At 64.9% G+C, this 21599-nt stretch carries 22 protein-coding genes; 1 reads left to right on the forward strand and 21 read right to left on the reverse strand.

The window, feature by feature from the left end:
- The first annotated feature begins 41 nt into the window (after positions 1-41).
- A complete protein-coding gene (locus WJU17_RS09525) occupies positions 42-1139 on the forward strand; it encodes an NAD(P)-dependent alcohol dehydrogenase (RefSeq protein WP_346327088.1) in 1098 nt (365 codons plus the stop codon).
- 175 nt (positions 1140-1314) lie between these two features.
- On the opposite strand, the gene WJU17_RS09530 is transcribed toward WJU17_RS09525, so the two are convergent.
- The 21 genes from WJU17_RS09530 to urtA (WJU17_RS09630) form a co-directional block, all read right to left on the reverse strand.
- Positions 1315-1836 (reverse strand): HupE/UreJ family protein, encoded by a 522-nt coding sequence (locus WJU17_RS09530; protein WP_346327089.1) that lies wholly within the window; start codon positions 1834-1836, stop codon positions 1315-1317.
- Between the two features lie 13 nt (positions 1837-1849).
- Positions 1850-2488, reverse strand: coding sequence for an urease accessory protein UreG (gene ureG, locus WJU17_RS09535; RefSeq protein WP_346327090.1), 639 nt, complete (start codon positions 2486-2488; stop codon positions 1850-1852).
- 10 nt (positions 2489-2498) lie between these two features.
- A complete protein-coding gene (locus WJU17_RS09540; protein WP_346327091.1) occupies positions 2499-3428 on the reverse strand; it encodes an urease accessory protein UreF in 930 nt (309 codons plus the stop codon).
- The gene (gene ureE / locus WJU17_RS09545) at positions 3322-3852 is read right to left on the reverse strand and encodes an urease accessory protein UreE (RefSeq protein WP_346327092.1); all 531 of its coding nucleotides are present in this window, start codon (positions 3850-3852) and stop codon (positions 3322-3324) included. The genes WJU17_RS09540 and ureE overlap by 107 nt, the downstream gene beginning before the upstream one ends.
- 11 nt (positions 3853-3863) lie before the next feature.
- Positions 3864-5579: an urease subunit alpha gene (ureC, locus tag WJU17_RS09550; RefSeq protein ID WP_346327093.1), complete on the reverse strand. Its 1716-nt coding sequence runs from the start codon at positions 5577-5579 to the stop codon at positions 3864-3866.
- A 4-nt stretch (positions 5580-5583) separates the two neighbouring features.
- The gene (locus WJU17_RS09555) at positions 5584-5895 is read right to left on the reverse strand and encodes an urease subunit beta (RefSeq protein ID WP_346327094.1); all 312 of its coding nucleotides are present in this window, start codon (positions 5893-5895) and stop codon (positions 5584-5586) included.
- A gap of 8 nt (positions 5896-5903) precedes the next feature.
- Complete coding sequence (locus WJU17_RS09560; RefSeq protein ID WP_346327095.1) at positions 5904-6206, reverse strand: urease subunit gamma; 303 nt, start codon at positions 6204-6206, stop codon at positions 5904-5906.
- A 19-nt stretch (positions 6207-6225) separates the two neighbouring features.
- A complete protein-coding gene (locus tag WJU17_RS09565; protein ID WP_346327096.1) occupies positions 6226-7041 on the reverse strand; it encodes an urease accessory protein UreD in 816 nt (271 codons plus the stop codon).
- Between the two features lie 25 nt (positions 7042-7066).
- Positions 7067-7762, reverse strand: a complete 696-nt coding sequence (gene urtE, locus WJU17_RS09570; RefSeq protein WP_346327097.1) for an urea ABC transporter ATP-binding subunit UrtE — start codon at positions 7760-7762, stop codon at positions 7067-7069.
- A 2-nt stretch (positions 7763-7764) separates the two neighbouring features.
- Positions 7765-8544 carry an urea ABC transporter ATP-binding protein UrtD gene (gene urtD / locus WJU17_RS09575; RefSeq protein ID WP_346327098.1) on the reverse strand — a complete coding sequence of 260 codons (780 nt, stop codon included), beginning with the start codon at positions 8542-8544 and terminating at the stop codon, positions 7765-7767.
- Entirely contained in the window at positions 8541-9710 is a 1170-nt protein-coding gene (gene urtC / locus WJU17_RS09580) for an urea ABC transporter permease subunit UrtC (RefSeq protein WP_346327099.1), read from the reverse strand. The genes urtD (WJU17_RS09575) and urtC (WJU17_RS09580) overlap by 4 nt, the downstream gene beginning before the upstream one ends.
- Before the next feature lie 10 nt (positions 9711-9720).
- A complete protein-coding gene (urtB, locus tag WJU17_RS09585) occupies positions 9721-11334 on the reverse strand; it encodes an urea ABC transporter permease subunit UrtB (RefSeq protein ID WP_346327100.1) in 1614 nt (537 codons plus the stop codon).
- Between the two features lie 173 nt (positions 11335-11507).
- Positions 11508-12836: an urea ABC transporter substrate-binding protein gene (urtA, locus tag WJU17_RS09590; protein WP_346327101.1), complete on the reverse strand. Its 1329-nt coding sequence runs from the start codon at positions 12834-12836 to the stop codon at positions 11508-11510.
- 30 nt (positions 12837-12866) lie between these two features.
- Complete coding sequence (locus WJU17_RS09595) at positions 12867-13997, reverse strand: porin (RefSeq protein ID WP_346327102.1); 1131 nt, start codon at positions 13995-13997, stop codon at positions 12867-12869.
- 625 nt (positions 13998-14622) lie between these two features.
- Positions 14623-14973, reverse strand: a complete 351-nt coding sequence (locus WJU17_RS09600; protein WP_346327103.1) for a zinc ribbon domain-containing protein — start codon at positions 14971-14973, stop codon at positions 14623-14625.
- A gap of 10 nt (positions 14974-14983) precedes the next feature.
- On the reverse strand, positions 14984-16213 hold the full coding sequence (fmdA, locus tag WJU17_RS09605) for a formamidase (protein WP_346327104.1): 1230 nt from the start codon (positions 16211-16213) through the stop codon (positions 14984-14986).
- A 48-nt stretch (positions 16214-16261) separates the two neighbouring features.
- The gene (gene urtE / locus WJU17_RS09610; RefSeq protein WP_346327105.1) at positions 16262-16951 is read right to left on the reverse strand and encodes an urea ABC transporter ATP-binding subunit UrtE; all 690 of its coding nucleotides are present in this window, start codon (positions 16949-16951) and stop codon (positions 16262-16264) included.
- Positions 16952-16961: 10 nt separating this feature from the next.
- Positions 16962-17717, reverse strand: a complete 756-nt coding sequence (gene urtD, locus WJU17_RS09615) for an urea ABC transporter ATP-binding protein UrtD (protein ID WP_346327106.1) — start codon at positions 17715-17717, stop codon at positions 16962-16964.
- 11 nt (positions 17718-17728) lie between these two features.
- Positions 17729-18958, reverse strand: a complete 1230-nt coding sequence (urtC, locus tag WJU17_RS09620; RefSeq protein ID WP_346327107.1) for an urea ABC transporter permease subunit UrtC — start codon at positions 18956-18958, stop codon at positions 17729-17731.
- A 12-nt stretch (positions 18959-18970) separates the two neighbouring features.
- A complete protein-coding gene (urtB, locus tag WJU17_RS09625) occupies positions 18971-19897 on the reverse strand; it encodes an urea ABC transporter permease subunit UrtB (protein WP_346327108.1) in 927 nt (308 codons plus the stop codon).
- A 146-nt stretch (positions 19898-20043) separates the two neighbouring features.
- Positions 20044-21294: an urea ABC transporter substrate-binding protein gene (urtA, locus tag WJU17_RS09630; RefSeq protein WP_346327109.1), complete on the reverse strand. Its 1251-nt coding sequence runs from the start codon at positions 21292-21294 to the stop codon at positions 20044-20046.
- Between the last annotated feature and the right edge of the window lie 305 nt (positions 21295-21599).

Genomic DNA, 21599 nt, shown 5'->3' on the forward strand with positions numbered 1-21599 from the left:
GTTGCGGTAGGCTGCACGCCACAGCAAACGGGGAGGATGCCATGAAGGCGCTGGCGGCGGTGGTGCGTGAGGCGAAGGGCGATTTCATCATCGAGGAAGTGGACGTGGACGATCCGCGTCCCGACGAGGTGCTGGTGCGCATTGTCGCCAGCGGCATCTGCCACACCGACATCGCGGTAAAGAACCAGGACATCAACATTCCGCTGCCCATGGTGCTGGGCCACGAAGGCTCGGGCGTCATCGAGAAAATCGGCAGCGCGGTGACCCATCTGAAGGTGGGCGACCACGTGGTGCTGAGCGGCGACAGCTGCGGCCATTGCCACAGCTGCCTCGAGGCCAAGACCGCCTATTGCGACGAGTTCGTCGGCCGCAATTTGATGGGCCTGCGCGGCGACGGCACCTCGCCGCTGAACCAGCACGGCAAGCCGCTGCGCGGGCGGTTCGTGGGCCAGTCGTCCTTCGCCACCTATTCACTCACCCCGGCGCGCAGCGTGAACAAGATCCCGTCCGACCTGCCGCTGGAGCTGATGGGGCCGCTGGGCTGCGGCCTGACCACGGGCGCGGGCACGGTGCTGAACGCGCTGCGGCCGCCATCGGGCTCGTCGGTGGCGGTGTTCGGCGTCGGCACGGTCGGTCTTGCCGCCATCATGGGCGCGCGCCTTGCCGGCTGCGCCACCATCATCGCCGTCGATGTGCGCCGCTCGCGCCTCGACATGGCGGCCGAGCTGGGCGCGACCCACTGCATCGACGCTGGCAGCCAGAACCCGGTGTCGGAAATCCGCCGCATCACCGGGCGCGGCGCCGATTTCTCGGCCGAATGCTCGGGCGTGCCTGTCGCGGTGCGCCAGGCCGTCGACTGCCTCGCCCGTCCCGGCTGGTGCGCCCAGGTCGGCGCCACGCCCGGCGGCATCGAGATCCCGTTCAGCATGGACAATATCGGCCTCGGCCGAGGCATCAAGGGCGTGGTCATGGGCGACAGCGTCACCCAGACCTTCGTGCCCTATCTCGCCGAGCTCCACCGCAACGGCCAGCTACCGTACGACAAGTTCGTGAAATATTACGACTTCGCCGACATCAACCAGGCCGTCCACGACAGCGCCGTGACCGGCGAGGTGATCAAGCCGATCCTGCGGATGTAGCTGTTACACATCAATAATCTCGTCATCCCCGCGCACGCGGGGACCCAGATGGGGAAAGGGCGAACCGTTCACCACCCGCTCGGTCCACGAAAACTTCTTTGGTTGCCGGGACCCGTCCGCGGTCAACCAGCGCTCCGAAGAGCTGGGTCCACGCGCGCGGGGATGACGATAAAGGTTAGGCCAGAGCCCTGATCTTGAACCGCCGCGACACGCCCCCGGCAATCGCCGCGATGGCCAGCGTCGCGACCGTCAGGCCGGCGATGAAGTTGACGCCATAGCCGACCTCGGACGCCGCCATGCCATGGATGAAGCCCTGCATGCCGGCGGCGACCAGCACCAGCGCGGCGACGATCCAGTCCCGGCCCTTCATCATCCCCGCGACGACCGCGCCGAAGGCCGAGCCGACCAGCACCATGTCGAGCGCCGCGTTCTCGCCGCCCAGCCCGAGCAGCCCGGCGACGGCGATGCCGCCGCCATACAGGCCCAGCGCCAGCGCGGTGGACTTGAATGGCCGCCACGCCGCCCACAACCCGACGAGGACGGCGACGAACACATGATCGAGGCCGGTCGCGGCATGGGCGAGACCATCGGCGAAACTGTGATAATGGCCATCGCCCGGCACCACATGGGCGAAGGCGGCGGCGGGCGCCAGCACGGCGACAAGGGCGGCAGCGGCGAACAGACGGTTGCGGGACATGGCGGTTTCCCCCTCAGAGAATGGCGACGGGCGCCGGCGTCAGCCCGCCCATGCGAACGATGAAATCGATCACGGTCTGGACGCCCTGGCCCGACCGCAGATTGGTGAACACATAGGGACGCTCGCCGCGCATGCGGCGCGTGTCGGCCTCCATCACGTCCAGATCCGCGCCCACATGGGGCGCCAGATCGGTCTTGTTGACGATCAGCAGGTCGGACCGGGTGATGCCCGGGCCGCCCTTGCGCGGCACCTTCTCGCCGCCGGCCACATCGATGACGTAGAGCGTCAGGTCGGCCAGTTCGGGGCTGAAGGTGGCGGCCAGATTGTCGCCGCCGGATTCGATGAAGCACAGCTCGGCCTTGGGGAAGCGGGCCGACATCTGATCGATGGCCACCAGATTGATCGACGCGTCCTCGCGGATAGCGGTGTGCGGGCAGCCGCCCGTCTCCACCCCCATGATCCGGTCCTCGGGCAGGGCCTGGGCGCGGTTGAGGATCATCTGATCCTCCTTGGTGTAAATGTCGTTGGTGATCACGAACAGGTCATGATGGGCGCGCATGCGCTTGCACAGCACCTCGACCAGCGTGGTCTTGCCGGCGCCGACCGGACCGCCGATGCCGACGCGGAGCGGACCTCGATAGGAATGGGCCATGGGGTTCTCCTCAGGATCTGAAAATGCGGCTGTACTGGGTTTCATGCCGCATGGACGCGACGTCGATGGACAGGCTGGCCGACCCGATATCCTCGAGCGACGCGGCCAGCGCCTCGGCCGCTGTCTCCATCACCGCGTCTTCCAGCGCGGCGATAGCATGCTGACCGTCGGTCTGCCCCATTTTCATCAGCCGCAGCGAGGCGCTGACGTAATTGGCGACGATGGCATGCAGGGTGAATTGCAGCGCCAGCGGCAGCGGCACGCCATGGGCGGCGCAAGCGGCGCCGACGACCACCGGAAAGGTCGGCGCGATGTCGCTTTCGGCCAGCAGGCGGTGCAGGCGGTCCAGCGCCGGATGCGGCCAGGCCTTGCGGAGGGTGGACAGGAAGGAGATGCCCTGCATCGTCGATTCCAGCGCCAGTTCCGCCGTGCCGCGCAAGGCGGCGGCCAGTTCGGCGACCTCCAAAATTCCTTCGTCATCCCCGCGCACGCGGGGACCCAGCTCTTCGCAGGGCTCGGTCGGTACCGGTTGCTCGGAAAGAAAGTTCGTTCGCGATTGAGCGGCCGAAAGAGCAAGCCCCTGCCCCGCCTGGGTCCCCGCGTGCGCGGGGATGACGGACAGGGAGAGGGTCGCCCGATACGCCGCCGCCAGCAGGATCGCGTCGGTGCGGCCCGCGCCGTGCCGCAAATCCGTCTCCAGCCAGTCGATCAGCGTGTCCCGGTCGTGCACCCAGCCCCATTGCGCCGCCTGTTCCAGCCCATGGGAATAGCTGAAGCCGCCGATCGGAAAGGACGGCGACAGCCAGGCCTGGAGCCGCAGCAGATGCAGGCGGTCAGTGGTCATGATGGGCGTGGCCGTGATGATGGTGGCCGTGGTCATGGTCATGATCGTGGTCGTGATCGTGATCGTGCGCATGGCCGTGGCTGCGCTGGCCCGCATAGGCGCCGCTTTCCGGCTGGAACGGTCGGTCCACATAGCTGACCTCCGCGCCCAGATCGCGCACCATGCGCTCCAGCACCGCGTCGGGACGGATGCGGATCGCCGAGGCGTGCAACTCCGTCGGGATGTGCCGGTTGCCCAGATGCCAGGCGACGCGGATGAGTTCCTGGGGCGAACTGCACCAGATCTCGACAATGCGCTCCATGGCCGCGACGACCATCAGCCAGCTGCCGTCATCAAGCTGCAGGCCATCGCCATCGGCCATGGCCACGGCCCGTTCCAGGTCCAGCAGCACCTCCTCGCCATTGTCGGTGCGCAGCAGGGTCCGGCGGCGATGGCGGGCATCGAAATCCAGCGTCACCGCGTTCGCGGCGCGGGGCGTCGGCCACATGCCGGCGGGAAAATGGGAAACGGCGCGGCGCATCCGGTGTCCTCTCAGTACATGAAATAGCGCTGGGCCATGGCCAGCACCTTGGCGGGCTCGCAGGTCAGCAATCGGCCATCGGCCCGCACCTCGTAGGTCTCGGGATTGACCTCGACCTTGGGCGTCAGGCTGTTCAGCTTCATGGAATGCTTGCCGATACCCCCGCGCGTGTTGACCACCGGCAGCAATGGCCGCTGGAGCCCCAGATCGGCGGCCAGGCTGCTGTCCGCCGCCGCCGCGCCGCTGACGAAGGTGACCGAGCTGGATTGCAGCGCCCGACCGAACGCCCCGAACATGGGCCGGAAATATTGCGGCTGGGGCGTCGGGATGGACGCGTTGGGATCGCCCATGACCGCGGCGGCGATGGTGCCGCATTTCAGGATCATGTCGGGCTTCACGCCGAAAAAGGCCGGCGTCCAGATCACAAGATCGGCCAGCTTGCCGACCTCGACCGAGCCGACATGTTTGGAAATGCCCTGGGCGATGGCCGGATTGATGGTGTACTTGGCCACATAGCGCTTGGCGCGCAGATTGTCGTTGTCGCCGGTCTCGCCGTCGAGCGCGCCGAACTGTTTCTTCATCTTGTCGGCGGTCTGCCAGGTGCGGATGATCACCTCGCCGATGCGGCCCATGGCCTGGCTGTCCGACGAGATGATCGAGAACGCGCCCATGTCGTGCAGCAGGTCCTCGGCCGCGATGGTTTCCTTGCGGATGCGGCTCTCGGCGAAGGCCACGTCCTCGGGGATCTTCTGGTCCAGATGATGGCAGACCATCAGCATGTCCAGATGCTCGTCCAGCGTGTTCACCGTGTAAGGGCGCGTCGGGTTGGTGGAGGACGGGATCACGTTCGCCTCGCCGCACACCTTGATGATGTCCGGCGCATGGCCGCCGCCCGCGCCCTCGGTATGGAAGGCATGGATGGTGCGGCCCTTGAAGGCGTTGATGGTCGTCTCGACGAAGCCGGATTCATTCAGCGTGTCGGTGTGGATCAGCACCTGCACGTCCATCTCGTCGGCGACGGACAGGCAGCAGTCGATGGCGGCGGCGGTGGTGCCCCAGTCCTCATGCAGCTTCAGGCCGCAGGCGCCGGCCTTCACCTGTTCCACCAGGCCGGCGGGCAGGCTGGCATTGCCCTTGCCGAAGAAGCCCAGATTGATCGGGAAGCCTTCCGCCGCCTGCAGCATGCGGTGGATGTGCCACGGGCCGGGCGTGCAGGTGGTGGCGTTGGTGCCGGTGGCCGGGCCGGTGCCGCCGCCCATCAGGGTGGTGACGCCCGAATACAGCGCTTCCTCGATCTGCTGCGGGCAGATGAAATGGATGTGCACGTCGATGCCGCCGGCGGTGACGATCTTGCCCTCGCCCGCGATCACCTCGGTGCCCGGGCCGACGATGATGTCGACCCCGGACTGCACGTCCGGATTGCCCGCCTTGCCGATGGCGTGGATGCGGCCATCCCGGATGCCGATATCCGCCTTGATGATCCCCGACCAGTCGAGGATCAGCGCGTTGGTGATGACCGTGTCGACGGCTCCTTGCGCCCGCGAGACCTGGGACTGGCCTTGACCGTCGCGGATGACCTTGCCGCCGCCGAACTTGACCTCGTCGCCGTAAAAGGTGCGATCTTCCTCGACCTCGATGAACAGGTCTGTATCGGCAAGGCGGATCTTGTCGCCCGTGGTTGGCCCGTACATGTCCGCATAGGCGGCGCGGCTGATCTTCGTCGGCATGTCCTCAGCCCTCCAGCTTGCCCATCACGGCCTGATTGAAACCATAGACCGTCCTGCTGCCGCCATACGGCACAAGACGTACTTCCCGGCTCTGGCCCGGCTCGAAGCGCAGGGCCGTACCGGCGGCGATATCGAGCCGCATGCCACGCGCCGCCTCGCGGTCGAACTGCAGCTCGGCATTGGTTTCAGAAAAATGATAATGGCTGCCGACCTGGACAGGTCTGTCTCCACCATTGGCGACGACCAGCATGATCGCGGTCTGGCCCGCATTGAGCTCGATGTCGCCGGCGGCCGGGATGATTTCACCTGGGATCATGGCGGGCCTCAGCGGATCGGGTGATGGACGGTCACCAGCTTGGTGCCGTCCGGAAAGGTGGCTTCCACCTGCACGTCGTGGATCATCTCCGGGATGCCCTCCATCACCTGATCGCGGGTCAGGATGGTCGCGCCGCTGGCCATCAGCTCGGCGACGCTACGGCCGTCGCGCGCGCCTTCCATCACCGCATTGGTGATGATGGCGATACTTTCCGGATAGTTCAGCTTCACGCCGCGCGCCAGCCGGTCGCGGGCGACCATGGCGGCAACGGCGATCATGAGCTTGTCCCGCTCGCGGGGTGTCAGGTTCATGGATCCTCCCGAGTCAGCATCAACATGTCCAGAGCCTGGGTGGCCAGGGTGCGAAGCCCGTCAGACCGGCGCGGAACGCCTCCAGGAAAAAACTCACGCTCTTGTGCAGCGCCAGGCCGTCGGGCGCAAGGAAACGGCCGACCAGCACGCCGCCCACCACCGTGACGCCGGCCTCGCCGCATTCTTCGATCAGGCCGCGCGCCAGCTCCAGCCGGTCGGCGGCGTCCGGCCCGGCATAGACCAGCGTGGCGAAGGCGCGGTTGCCGCCCAGGCTGGCACGGCGCGCGCCCAGCCCGGCCAGATCGCCAGTGAGCCGCAGCGCGTCGGCCCAGACCAGCCGGCCATCGCGGCGAACGCGCCACTCATCGCGCAGCGCGCCCCGGTTCATGGTCTCGCCCCGCGCCTGCCGGCCCATGACCAGCCAGTCCAGCGCCAGCAGCCGGGCATTGCCGGTGATGTCGATGCTGGTCTGGCGGCGCAGGCGGGCGCCATCGAAGGCGATGGTCTGCTGCGGCAGCCACTCCAGCGTCGCGCCGTCGCCGGCCGACAGCGCCATGCGCAGCCGGGCGTCCCGGTCGATGGCGCTGTAGATCTTTTCCGACGCCTGGGTGGTCGCCATGGTGGTCGCCGCCCCTTCGGCCCGCACCGCATAGTCCAGGTCGTCGCCGCCGGTGATGCCGCCCGAGCTATTGATGAACACGATCTCGGCCCGGTCGCGGCCGTCGACGCGGGGCATCAGCACCCGGCATGGGCTCTTCTGATACAGCTCGGTGATGTTCACCCGCCCGCCGCCCGCGCGCAGCCCCACTCGGGCCGCGCCGCGTGCCCGCTGCATTCCCACATCGCTGGAATGGGCGGCTTCAGACGGTAAGGTGCCGACGAACATCGTTCTCCGCGAAGTCGGAAGGGGGACCCGCCAGGACAACCTCACCCCGGTCCATGACGACGAAGTGATCGGCCAGTTCCTTGGCGAAATCGAAATACTGCTCCACCAGCACGATGGCCATACCGCCCATGTCGCGCAAGTGCGCGATCACATGGGCGATGTCCTTGATGATCGACGGCTGGATGCCCTCGGTCGGCTCGTCGAGCACGAGCAGCGACGGCTTCATCACCAAGGCTCTGGCGATCGCGAGCTGCTGCTGCTGGCCGCCGGACAGGTCGCCGCCACGGCGCGCCAGCATGCTCCTCAGCACCGGAAACAGCGTATAGATCTCGTCGGAGATGGCGCGCTCCTTGGCGGGCAGCGCCGCGAAGCCGGATTTGAGGTTTTCCTCCACCGTCAGCAGCGGAAAGATCTCGCGCCCCTGCGGAACCAGCGCCACGCCCGACGAGGCCCGCGCGTAGGCGGGCATGCCGGTGATCTCCTTGTCCTTCCAGACGATGCTGCCGCTGCGCGGGGCGACCTGCCCGGCGATGGCGCGCATCAGGCTGGTCTTGCCCACGCCGTTGCGGCCCAGCACGCAGGTGACCTTGCCGATTTCGGCGGTCATGGACACGCCGCGCAACGCCTGGCTGGAGCCGTAGAACAGGTTGATATCGCTGCACACAAGCATGACTAGCGTCCCAGATAGACGTCGATGACCTGCTGGTCGTTGCGGACGAAATCGAGCGGGCCTTCGGCCAGCACCGATCCTTCATGCAGCACCGTCACCTTCACCCCCAGCGCCTCGACGAACACCATGTCGTGTTCGACGACCATGACCGACCGGGTCCTGGCGATCTCGCGCAGCAAAGTGGCGGTCTGCTCGGTTTCGGCGTCGGTCATGCCGGCCACCGGTTCGTCGACCAGCAGCAGGGTCGGCTCCTGCATCAGCAGCATGCCGATCTCCAGCCATTGCTTCTGGCCGTGCGACAGCGCGCCGGCCAGCTCGGCGCGGCGGTCGAGCAGGTCCACCGTGCGCAGCATCTCGTCGATCCGGTCGCGCTGTTCCGGCGAGGTGCGCGCGAACAGGGTGGCGAACGGACCGCGCTTGGCCTTCATGGCCAACTCCAGATTGTCCCAGACCGTGTGACTCTCGAACACGGAGGGCTTCTGGAACTTGCGGCCGATGCCGAGATTGGCGATCTGCGCCTCGTCCAGCCGGGTCAGGTCGATGTCGCCGTGGAACGCGACCTCGCCGCTGTCGGGCCGCGTCTTGCCGGTGATCACGTCCATCATGGTGGTCTTGCCCGCGCCGTTGGGACCGATCACCGCGCGCATTTCGCCCGCGTCGATCACCATGCTGAGATTGTTCAGCGCCTTGAAGCCGTCGAAGCTGACCGACACGCCGTTCATGTAGAGCGCCGGCTTGGCCGCCTCGATGGCGTCGATGACGTCTTCCACCTCCTCGCTCATGGCTGGCCCTCCAGCCTGGCGGCGGGCGGCGGATCAGGCTCCTTCACGGGCGGCCTGAGGCGCGACAGGATCGCCGCGCCGCCCTTACCGAGACCGCCGACCACGCCCTTGGGCAGAAACAGGGTGGTGAGCACGAACAGGGCGCCGAGGGCGAACAGCCACAATTCGGGAATGGCGCCGGTCAAGAACGTCTTGCCGAAATTGACCAGCACCGCGCCCAGCGCCGCGCCGTACAGCGTGCCGCGTCCGCCCAGCGCCACCCAGATCACGATCTCGATGGAATTGGCCGGCGAGAATTCGCTGGGATTGATGATGCCGACCTGCGGCACGTAGAGCGCCCCGGCGATACCCGCCATGACCGCCGAGACCACGAACACGAACAGCTTGTAGTGCTCGACCCGGTAGCCGAGGAACCGCACGCGGCTCTCGGCGTCGCGGATGCCGACCAGCACCCGGCCCAGCTTGGACGTGACGATCAGCCGGCACAGCAGGAAGGCCAGGATCAGCGCGATGCCCGTCGCCGCGAACAGCGCCGCCCGGGTGCCGTCGGCCTGCAGGTTGAAGCCGAGGATGTCCTTGAAGTCGGTCAGGCCATTATTGCCGCCGAAGCCCATGTCGTTGCGGAAAAAGGCCAGCAGCAGGGCGAAGGTCATCGCCTGGCTGATGATGGACAGATAGACGCCCGTGACTCGCGAGCGGAAGGCGAACCAGCCGAAGACGAAGGCCAGTATCCCCGGCGCCAGGATCACCATCAGCATGGCGAAGGGAAAGCTGTCGAAGCCCTGCCAGTACCAGGGCAGCTCCTGCCAGTTCAGGAACACCATGAAATCGGGCAGTTCGGGATTGGCGTACATGCCCCGGTCGCCGATCTGGCGCATCAGGTACATGCCCATGGCGTAGCCGCCCAGGGCAAAGAACGCGCCATGCCCCAGGCTGAGAATGCCGCAAAAGCCCCAGATCAGGTCGACGGACAGGGCCAGGATGGCGAAGGACAGGTACTTGCCGAGCAGGCTGACCACATAGGTCGGCACATGGAAGAACGAGTCCGGCGGCGTCAGCAGATTGAGCAGCGGCACCAGGATGGTCGCCGCGAGCACGATGCCGAGGAAGATGCGGCTCGGCCTGTCGAGCTGCATCAGGCGGGTGGTGAAAGGTCCGGCGGTCATCGGCCGTCTCCTAATTGTCGACCGCGCGGCCGCGCTGGGCGAAAAGCCCGCGCGGACGGCGCTGGATGAACAGGATCACCGCGATCAGGATGAAGATCTTCGCCAGCACCGCGCCCGCGATCGGCTCCATGAACTTGTTGGCGATGCCCAGCGAGAGCGCGCCGACCAGCGTGCCCCACAGATTGCCGACGCCGCCGAACACGACCACGAGGAACGAATCGATGATGAAGGTCTGACCCAGATTGGGGCTGACATTGCTGATCTGGCTGAGCGCCACGCCGGCGATGCCCGCCACGCCCGAGCCGAGGCCGAAGGTCATGGCATCGACCCAGTTGGAGCGGATGCCGACCGAATTGGCCATGCGCCGGTTCTGGGTCACGGCGCGCATCTGCAGTCCGAAGGTGCTCTTCTTGATGACCACCGTGAGCACCGCGAAGACCACCATGGCGAAGACGACGATCCAGATCCGGTTCAGCGTCAGCGGCAGCCCGGCGGTGATCTCCACCGCGCCGCTCATCCAGGTCGGCGCGCCCACTTCCACGTTCGACGGGCCGAAAATGGTGCGGATGGTCTGTTGCAGGATCAGGCTGATGCCCCAGGTCGCCAGCAGCGTCTCGAGCGGGCGGCCATAGAGAAACCGGATCACGCCGCGCTCGATGGCGACGCCGACGGCGCCGGCGACGAGGAAGGCGGCGGGCAGCGCCACCACCAGCGAATAGTCGAAGGCGCCGGGGAAGTGGGCACGAAAGATCTGCTGCACCACGAAGGTCGTGTAGGCGCCGAGCATGACCAGTTCGCCATGGGCCATGTTGATGACGCCCATGACGCCGAAGGTGATGGCGAGGCCGATCGCCGCCAGCAGCAGCACCGAGCCCAGCGAGATGCCGTGCCAGACATTCTCGACCATGCCCAGAAGATCGAGCCTCGCTTCCAGCTTCTGGCGCGCCTCGAACGCCGCCGCCTTGAGCGCGCCTTCCGACTCGCCCTCGATCTGGGTCAAAAGGGTGAGCGCGTCGCGATTGCCGCGCTCGCGCACCAGCTCGACGGCCTTGATCTTCTCCTCGTCGGCGGCATCGCTCACCAGGGTCGAGGCGGCCTGCGCCTGCAGCAGCGCCCGTTTGACGGCGCCATCCTCTTCCTTGGCGATGGCCTCGGCCAGCAGCTCGGCCATCTCCGGATCGCGGCTCTTGAACACGCTGTCGGCGGCCTCGATGCGGATCGAGGCGCTCTTGCTGAACAGGGTGAGCGAGCCGATCGCCGACCGCAGCGCCCGGCGCACGCGGTTGTTGAGCTTCACCTTCTCCAGCGCATAGGGCTCGAACGTGCCGGCGGCTTCGCCGGTGGCCGCGTCGACGGCCTCCAGTGCCTCGCCGTCGCCGGCGGCGATGACGACGCGGCTGTCCTCCGTGACCACCTGAAGCGTGCCGGCCTCGAGAGCACGGAGAATGATGACCGCCCGCTCGTCGCGGGTGGCGGCCACGGCGCCGATCGCGTCGACCGTATCGCCATAGCCGCCGGCGGCGAAACCGCTGACCGCCGAGGCCAGATCACCCTCCTGGGCTCGGGCGGGATCGCCCCGGCCGCACACGGCCAGCAGGGCGAGGAGACAGATCAGAAATCGCATGGGCGACGACTCCCCCTAATGTCTTTCGAGTGTAACGCGGCTTGTTTGCGTTGCAGCATTTTTCTTGTTGCGCTGCACAATAATTCTCGGCCCGCCGGGACGGGAACCAGGCGGCGGTTCCTGCGAACGCGCCGCCTGGCGAAACGCCCTGGCGATGAGAAGCGGTCAGCGTCCTACTTGGACTTGCCGCCGCACTTGCCGGTCTTGACGTTGTAGTTGCCGCAATTGAGCGGCTTGCGCCAATCCGAGATCAGGTCCTTGGAGTCGGGCAGGAAATCCGACCATTCGTCACCCACGATCAGGCCCGGCGTCTTCAGCACGGTCTCGAACTGACCGTCGGCCTGGATCTCGCCGATCAGGACCGGCTTGGTGATGTGATGGTTCGGCATCATGGCGGAATAGCCGCCGGTCAGGTTCGGCACCGACACGCCGATCAGGGCGTCGATGACCTTGTCCGGATCGGTGGACCCCGCCTTCTCGACCGCCTTCACCCACATGTTGAAGCCGATGAAATGGGCTTCCATGGGATCGTTGGTCACGCGCTTGGGGTTCTTGATATAGGCCTGCCACTTCTTGATGAAGTCGGCATTGGCCTTGTTGTTCTCTGACATGAAGTAGTTCCATGCCGCGAGGTGGCCGACCAGCGGCTTGGTGTCGATGCCCGCCAGTTCTTCCTCGCCGACCGAGAACGCGACGACCGGGATGTCTTCGGCGGAGATGCCCTGGTTGGCCAGTTCCTTGTAGAACGGCACGTTGGCGTCGCCGTTGATGGTCGAGACCACCGCCGTCTTCTTGCCGGCCGAGCCGAACTTCTTCACGTCCGCCACGATCGACTGCCAGTCGGCATGACCGAACGGCGTGTAGTTGATCATGATGTCCTCGGCCTTGACGCCCTTGGACTTCAGATAGGTCTCGAGGATCTTGTTGGTCGTGCGCGGATAGACGTAGTCGGTGCCGGCCAGCACCCAGCGCTTCACGCCTTCTTCCTTCATCAGGTAGTCGACGGCCGGGATCGCCTGCTGGTTCGGCGCGGCGCCGGTGTAGAACACGTTGCGCGAGGACTCCTCGCCTTCGTACTGCACCGGATAGAACAGGATGCCGTTCAGCTCCTCGAACACGGGAAGCACCGATTTACGCGATACGGAGGTCCAGCAACCGAACACCGCCGCCACCTTCTGCTGGGCCAGCAGTTCGCGGGCCTTTTCCGCGAACAAAGGCCAGTCGGACGCGGGGTCGACGACCACCGCTTCCAGCTTCTTGCCGAGCAGACCGCCCTTCTTGTTCTGCTCCTCGATCAGCATGAGCATGACGTCCTTGAGCGTCGTCTCGCTGATCGCCATGGTACCCGACAGCGAGTGCAGGATACCGACCTTGATGGTCTCGGCCGCATGGGCGGCGGTCGAGCCGAGGACGGTGGCGGCGATCACTCCCGCCGCCAGGAGGGCCTTGGCCGGCTTCGCCGCCGACCTGAGCCCCTGGGTGAAGACATGATTGGTGAGCATTGCTAAGACCTCCCTTGTCAATGCAGGTTGTTAAATCTGGAGCTGGACGCCGACCACGATGGAGTCGATGGACGGACCGATCTTGCGGTCCTCGTGGCCGTACATGATCGACAGGCGGGCGTTGTGACCGTCGATGATGTAGTTGAGACCGCCATCCCATTTCTTGCTGTCGGGAATGGCGTCGTCCCGATCGAGCTGCTGATAGCGGATGACCGGCTGGAACTGGCCGAAGCCGATCTTGCCGGGGAACAGGTAGGCACCCTGGACGAAGAAGCCTTCGCCATCGATCAGCGTGGTGTCGAGACCGTCGGCGTCATAATTGTAGTAGGCGCCTTCCAAGCTGATCGCGCCGCCATTGCCGACCGGCTTCTCGAACAGCACGTCGACGCTCCAGGCGGTGTAGTCGCCCCAGAGCAGGGTATCGCCGGTGGCCTTCGCCTGGTGCATGAAGGTCAGGCCGACGGCCAGGATGTCCTTGGTGCCGTAATAGGTGCTGGAATTGTAGTAACCGGGTTCCGGATCCAGGAAGTTGTAGACCAGCCGGGCGGCGAAGAGGGGCGAATCGCTGGAATAGGACTTGGTCGGAAAGACATCGCCGGATTTGGAGCAGGAATTCTTGCCGCTGCTGCAGCCTTCGAACACGCCGACCTGCCACTTGAACTTGCCGCCGCCGGTCTGGCCCCAGATGGCGAGACCATTGTCGCGGCCGGCGAAGATGGCCGGATAGCCCTGCACCATGGGGAAGCCCCAGACATTGGCGTAATACGGGCCACTGAGGTTGGCGCGATCGGACGGCGGCAGGAAGCGGCCGGCCCAGACGTTGAAGTAATCGTTGAATTCGAACTTCACGATGGCATCCATGATGTGGATGTCGTCGTCGCCGTCGATTTCCGTGTTGAACTCGAGCTTGATCCACTTGTGGACCTGGCCGTTCAGGTACAAACGGGCGCTGTCCAGGTCGAAATTGGTGGACCACGAACCGTCGGGCGCGCCGTCCTCGATGGCGTTGAACGAGGTGCGCACGCCGGCGCCGATGCTCACCCACTTGGTGTCATCGATTTCCATCTTGTAGCCGGCGTGGGCCGGGGCGGTGCTCACGAGCATCGCTGCCGCGCCGGCAACGGCGAGCAGACCGGTTTTCAGGGTCTTCTTGATAGGCATCCGGGGACTCCCTTTCTCGTTGAGGCATGCTGAGGCCATGCCGATATTGGCGTTTCCGCGGCAGGCAGTCCGACTGGGGAGAGCCATGACCAGGCCGCGGCGCGCCTGTAACGATCCGGTCATATTGTGCGATGCACCAATACGCAGAATGACGTAGGCATCGGCACTCAGGATGCACTTTTGGATGCACGAGACGCTGCCGAAACGTGGGACGATGCGCCGGAATTCACTGGGCACCTTTAATTTTTACCTTTTAAAATCAGATGATTACTTGTTGGTAATCAGATGCCGCGGGCAGGCGGGATCGTTGCTTTCGCAACCACTTCCGCTTCCCGACCTGCGTTTCTGACAGGGCGCCATGCGTTGCGCGGGGGACACGGCGGGCTGTGTCTTTTGCGCCGCACACACCAAAAATCACCGCGCCGGTCGGGCGCGGTGATCCCGTCGTTCTGGTGGAGAATAATCGGTCACGACGGGTCAGACGTGGCCCGTCGCCGCGGCAACGCCCCGCGACACCGGCCACGTCTTTCCCATCACGAGCGGCGGTCGTCGCCCACGCCGCCAACCGGTTCCGGACCGGGAGGTAAGGCCCGGAGTTGGTCCCTCGTGTAGCTCGCCGTCCAGCCTAGTGGGAAATCATCCACGGCCGGGCGGAAGGAAATGTCTTGCTGCCATCGGCGGTATAGACGGCGCGGCTGGGCTTCTTGCTGCTGGAGCAGCAGGAACAGCCCGCCCCGTGTCCGCCGGAGCTGCGGGAGTCCTTGGTCGAGAAGTCGGGCGCGTGCGACGCCTTCTCGTTGGTCGCATGCGCCTTGCGGGCGCCGGCGTCCATCATGGCCATCCGCGGAGCGGTCAGGATCACCCGGGGCGCGGTCGTGCCGCAGCCCGGGCAATCCGAGGGCTCGGCGCTTTCGGCCATGGGCCGGAAGCGCTCGAACGGTCCGCAATCGGGGCAGATATATCCATAAGTCGGCATGAATGGCTCCTCAGAGGTCCGGCGCCAGCGGCACGTCGATGCCCTTGGTGTCGTAGATGGTCGGGCCATCGGCGCCCGGCTGGATCGAGAACTCGAAGATCTCGGTCGGCAGCCACAGGGTGGCGCAGGCATTGGGAATGTCCACGACGCCCGAGATGTGGCCCTGCACCGGCGCGGTGCCCAGGATCGCGTAGGCCTGGGCGCCCGAATAGCCGAACTTCTTCAGATATTCGATGGCGTTCAGACAGGCCTGGCGGTAGGCGATGTGCACGTCGAGATAATGCTGCTTGCCGCCTTCGTCGACCGAGATGCCCTCGAAGATCAGGTAGTCATTGTAGGTCGGCGTGATCGGGCTGGGCTTGAAGATCGGGTTCTTGATCCCGTATTTGGCCATGCCGCCCTTGATCAGGTTGACGCGCAGATGGATCCAGCCGGCCATCTCGATGGCGCCGCAGAAGGTAATCTCGCCGTCGCCCTGGCTGAAGTGCAGGTCGCCCATGGAGAGGCCGCCGCCATCCACATAGACCGGGAAGAACACCTTGGCACCGCGCGACAGATCCTTGATGTCGCAGTTGCCACCATGCTCGCGCGGCGGCACGGTGCGCGCGCCCTCGGCCGCGGCCGCCTTGGCCGCATCGCCGGTCATCCGGCCCATATGCGCCGTATCGGCGTAGGGCAGCGTGGCCAGCGCCGGGACCCGATCGGGTTCGGTGTTGTAGAGCGCGGCCTCGCGCGTGTTCCAGGTGTTCAGCATGTCCTTCGACGGCAGGCAGCCGATCAGGCCGGGATGCACCAGGCCGGCGAAATTGACCCCCGGAATATGCCGTGACTTGGTGAACATGCCCTGGATGTCCCAGATCGACTTCTGGGCCTCGGGGAAATGCTCGGTCAGGAAGCCGCCGCCATTCTTCTTCGAGAAGAAGCCGTTGAAGCCCCACAGGCTGTCCGAGAACGCGCCGATGTCGAGGAAATCGACCACCAGCAGATCGCCCGGCTCGGCGCCCTTGACGCCGATGGGACCGCTGAGGAAATGCACCTGCGACAGATCGACGTCGCGCACGTCCGAGGCGTCGTCATTGTTCTTGATCTGGCCGCCGGTCCAGTCGACGCATTCCACGATGAAGTCGTCGCCGGGCTTCACCCACGCGACCATGGGGATGTCGGGATGCCAGCGATTGTGAATCATGTCGTTCTTGTAGGCGGAGTCGTTCAGATCGACCTTGATGAGCGTTTCAGTCATGTATGGCTCCTTGCGTGATGCGTCTTGGCGATGTGGTTTCTTGATGGATCAGACGGACAGGAAGCTGGCGACCTTGGCTTCGTCGACTTCGCTGCGCAGGTTCTCGTGCACGATCTCGCCGTTCTCCATGACCAGCACCCGGTCGGCGATATCGAGCGCGAAGCTCAGCACCTGTTCGGAGACGATGATGGACAGGCCGCGTTCGTCCCGGATGCGTTTCAGCGTCCGGCCCATTTCCCGGATGATGGAGGGCTGGATGCCTTCGGTGGGCTCGTCGAGGAGCAGCACCTTGGGCTTGGACGCCAGCGCCCGCGCGATCGCCAGCTGCTGTTGTTGGCCGCCCGACAAATTGCCGCCGCGCCGCTTGCGCATTTCAAGCAGCACCGGGAACATCTCGTAGATATCGCCCGGCACATGGCGCTCGCCGGTGACCGTCAGGCCCACCTCCACGTTCTCCTGCACCGTCATGGTCGAAAAGATCATGCGGCCCTGCGGCACATAGGCGATGCCGCTCGCCACCCGCTGGTGGCTCTTCATGGCGGTGATGTTCTTGTCCTCGATGCTGACCGTGCCGCTCTTGGTGGGAACGATGCCCATCAGCGACTTCATGAGCGTGGTCTTGCCCATGCCGTTGCGGCCCATGATGGCGACGATCTCGTTGGGCTGGACGGCGAAGTCGAGTCCGTGGAGCACCTCGCTCTCGCCATAGGCCACATGCAGTCCGGATACGTTGAGCATTGTGGTTCTCCTAGTGGCCCAGATAGACGTCGATGACGTTCGGATCGGCCTGGACCTTGTCCATGGTCCCCTGGGACAGAATCTTTCCCTGGTGCAGCACGATCACCTTGTCGGCGATGTCCTCGACGAACTTCATGTCGTGTTCGATGACGATCACCGACCGGTCCTTGATGATCCGGTTGAGCAGCTCGGCGGTCTTCTTGCGCTCGCTGACGCTCATGCCGGCGACCGGCTCGTCCAGCATCAGCAGCTCCGGGTCCTGGATCAGCAGCATGCCGATCTCCAGCCACTGCTTCTGGCCGTGGCTGAGATAGGCGGCCTTCAGGTCCAGCAGATCCTCGAGGAAGATGGTCTCGGCGATCTCCTGCACCCGCTGGATCACCTGCTTGTCCCGCTTGAAGGCCAGCGCGCCCCAGACCGACCGGCCGCGCGGGAACGAGATTTCCAGGTTCTCGAACACCGAAAGATCCTCGTAGATGGACGGTGTCTGGAACTTGCGCCCGACACCGGCGTGCACAATCCGGTCCTCGCGCATGGTGGTCAGTTCCTTGCCGCGGAACTTGATCGATCCGGACGTGGCCTTGGTCCGTCCGCAGATCAGGTCGAGCACGGTGGTCTTGCCCGCGCCGTTCGGGCCGATGATGACGCGGATTTCGTTCTCGTCGATGTAGAAGGACAGGTCGTCGACCGCCTTGAACCCGTCGAAGGATACGGTCAGACCCTCGACCGCGAGCAGGAAGTCCTGTTGGGTGGCTGTGGCGTTCATGGCGCTTCTCCTTACGACGCGGGCTTGCCGACGAGGCCGTTGCCCAACAGCAGCCGGTCATCACCGGAGGCCGGGGTGGCGGCGGTCGTCGGCGCGGCCGGCGGCGGACTGGTCGTCTCGGATACGTCGGGCTTGGCCGGGACCTTGGCCTTCCGCTTGTTGAGCTTGTTCACCAGGCTGTCGTAGATGCCGGCCAGACCGTTCGGGAAGGCAAGAACGACCGCGATGAACAGGCCGCCCATGGCGAGCAGCCAGAGTTCCGGGAAGCTCTCGGACAGCGACGTCTTCGCCCAGTTCACCAGCAGGGCGCCGTAGACCGCCCCGTACAGGGACAGACGTCCGCCGACGGCACAGAAGATCACCATCTCGATCGAGGGCACGATGCCGACGAAGGACGGCGACATGAAGCCGACCTGCAGGGTGAACATGGCGCCGCCGATGGCGCACAGGGCCGCGGCGAAGCAGAAGATGAAGATCTTGAAGTTGGCCACGTCGTAGCCGGAGAAGCGGACCCGATCTTCCTTGTCGCGCATGGCGACCAGCAGGCGACCGACCTTGGACTTGCGCACGAACTGGCAGGCGACGAGCGCCGCCAGCAACAGGCCGGCATTGACGAAGTAGAGAATGGTCTTGGCGCTGTCGGTGCGGATGTCCCAGCCCAGCAGGGTCCGCAGGTCGGTCATGCCGTTGACGCCGCCGGTGTAGCCCTGCTGACCGATGATGAGCACGGTCAGGATGGCCGCGAAGGCCTGGGTGATGATGGCGAAATACACGCCACCGACGCGGCGTTTGAACATGGCGGCGCCGATGATGTAGGCGAAGACGGTCGGGACGACGATGATGAGCAGCAGGGTCAGCGGGAACGAGTGGAAGGGTTCCCAGAAGCCGGGCAGCTCGGTGAGCTGATTCCAGTCCATGAAGTCGGGAATGCCGGGCGTGGACTGGATCGCGGTGTTCTCGGGGGTCGACGCCTCGAGCTTGAGGAACATGGCCATGCAGTAGCCGCCCAGGCCGAAGAACACGCCCTGGCCCAGGCTGAGAATGCCGCCATAGCCCCAGCAGAGCACCAGGCCGATCGCCACGAAGGCATAGGTCAGGTACTTGCCGACAAGGTTGAGCCGGAAACCGTCCAGCAGCGCCGGAAAGACGAGGAGGATGAGCGCGGCCAGGATGATGAACGAGATCAGTTCCTTGCGGTCGAACAGCGCGAAACGGGACTTGATGGTCGTGACGCTTTTCATGGATTTGCTCCCCTACTTGCGGACTTTGAGGGAGAACAGGCCTTGCGGGCGCAGCATCAGGATGCCGACGACCGTCAGGAGCGTGAACACCTTGGCCATGGAGCCGGACATGAAGAACTCCAGCGTCGACTGCGCCTGGCTGATGGTGAAGGCCGAGGCGATGGTGCCGAGCAGGCTGGCCGCGCCGCCGAACACCACGACGAGGAAGGTATCGACGATGTAGAGCTGGCCCGCCGTCGGCCCGGTGGAGCCGATCATGGTGAAGGCGCTGCCGGCGACGCCGGCGATGCCGCAGCCGATACCGAAGGTCAGCCGGTCGGTCCATTCGGTGTTGATGCCGACGGCGCCCGCCATGACGCGGTTCTGCATCACGGCGCGGACCTGCTTGCCCCAGGACGAGCGGTACATCATCAGGTAGACGGCGAACGTGATCAGCAGGGTCAGGGTCATGACGAAGACGCCGTTGATCGGGACCTCGATGCTCTCGGTCAGGTTGAACGAGCCCATCAGGTACTCGGGCAGGGTCACGCCGACCTCGCGCGCGCCGAAGGTGGAGCGATAGACCTGCTGCAGGATGAGGCTGAGGCCCCAGGTGGCCAGAAGCGTATCGAGGGGGCGCTTGTAGAGGTGTCGTATCATCGACCACTCGACCAGCATGCCCAGTCCTCCCGACACGATGAAGGCGAGGATCATGGCCACGAAAAAGTAAACCCCGAACAGGGCGGGGGCGTAGTTCTCCACGACGTGGGAACAGAGGTAGGTGACATAGGCGCCCAGGATCATGAACTCGCCATGGGCCATGTTGATGACGCCCATCTGGCCGAAGATGATCGCGAGGCCGAGGGCCATCAGCACGAAGACCGAGAACAGGATCAGGCCGGCGAAGCCCTGCATGGCGAAGATGGAACCGAGTTCGCCCGCCGTATAGCCGTCAAACATCGAGGAGTCCTCCGAGGGGGAAGCACGCCGCGCGGAAAGGCGCGGTAGTCAGGGGAAAGCGGGTTGGCTGCAGCATGGGTCGGTAACCTTCGGGCCAGCTGCCGGGACTTCGTGGGAAGTCCCGGCAGGGCGGCCCTAGCTAGCGATTATTGGTAACCCTTGGGGAACGGATCGGGCTCGACCAGATCCTTGGTCTCGTAGACAACCTTGTACTGACCATCGAGCTGGGCATGGCCGACGCGGGTCTTGGACCACAGGTGGTGATTCTCGTGGACCTTCACGTAGCCTTCCGGCGCGGTCTTGATCTCGATGCCCGGCAGCGTCTTCTTGGTCGCGTCCACATCGAAGCTGCCGGCCTTCTCGACGGCGGCTTTCCAGATCCACGGGCCCAGATAGGCGGCCTGGGTGACGTCGCCGATGACGATGTCCTTGCCCCACATATCCTTGAAGGCCTTCACGAACGCCTTGTTGTTCGGGTTGTCCAGGCTCTGGAAGTACTTCATGACCGCATAGGCGCCGACGATGTTCTCGCCGCCGATGCCCTGGATTTCATCCTCGGTGACCGAGATGGTGAGGACAATCGGCTTTTCCTTGGTCATGTCGATGCCGGCCGCCTTCAGCTGCTTGTAGAAGGCCACGTTGGAGCCGCCGACGACGATCGCGTAGATCACGTCCGGCTTCTTCAGCTTCATCTTGTTGATGACCGAGTTGAACTGGGTGTGGCCCAGCGGATAGTAATCCTCGCCCACCACCTTCAGGCCCAGCTTCTCGATGTGCTTGCGGGCGATCTTGTTGGAGGTGCGCGGCCAGATGTAATCGGACCCAAGCAGGTAGAAGGTCTTGGCGCCCTTGGTCTTCACCACCCAGTCGATACCGGCGATGATCTGCTGGGTCGCTTCCTGGCCGGTGTAGATGACGTTGGGCGACTGCTCCAGGCCTTCATAGAAGGTCGGGTAGTAGAGCATGCCGTTATACTGCTCGAACACCGGCAGCACGGCCTTGCGCGAGGCCGACGTCCAGCAGCCGAACACAGCGGCCACCTTGTCGTTGACCAGCAACTTCTTGGCTTTTTCGGCGAAGGTCGGCCAGTCGGACGCGCCGTCTTCCTGGATGAACTCGATCTTGCGGCCCAGCACGCCGCCCATGTCGTTGATCTGCTTGATGGCCAGCTTCTCGGCCTGCACCGAACCGGTTTCCGAAATGGCCATGGTACCGGTGACGGAATGCAGAATGCCGACCTTCACCGTCTTGTCGGTGACGGCCAGGCCGGTCGTGTTCGCCTTGTCGGCGGCGTTCGCCGCCAGCGGCGCCAGCGCGACGGCGGCGAACAGCGCCGCTTTCGCGGTCTTGCGCAGCGCGGCGCCGAGACCTGAGGGACCTGCTCTTTCGACTGTCATGATGCCTCTCTTGTGATTCGTTGGTTTTGGTTGGAAGCCGGGAACGGCCAGGACACGCCATGACGATCCCGGTTTTTTGTGCGACGCAGCAATACGTCGATATGCGTATGGCGGTACGCGGATCGGCTGGGTAGGGTCGCGCCTGCAGGAGATCCCGAGAGGCCCGGATATCCTGCAATTATCGATATTTGGGCGCTTGATTGAGGAATAGCAGCGGCTTAGGCATCACCAGCACATGTGAGGCATGAAAAAAGTCCGTACCGAAGCGCGCCACCCGGAAGCGCCGTCAGTTGGTTGTAACCTGA

Origin of the sequence: Iodidimonas sp. SYSU 1G8, from assembly GCF_039655775.1 — a bacterium.
Lineage (GTDB): Bacteria > Pseudomonadota > Alphaproteobacteria > SMXS01 > SMXS01 > RI-34.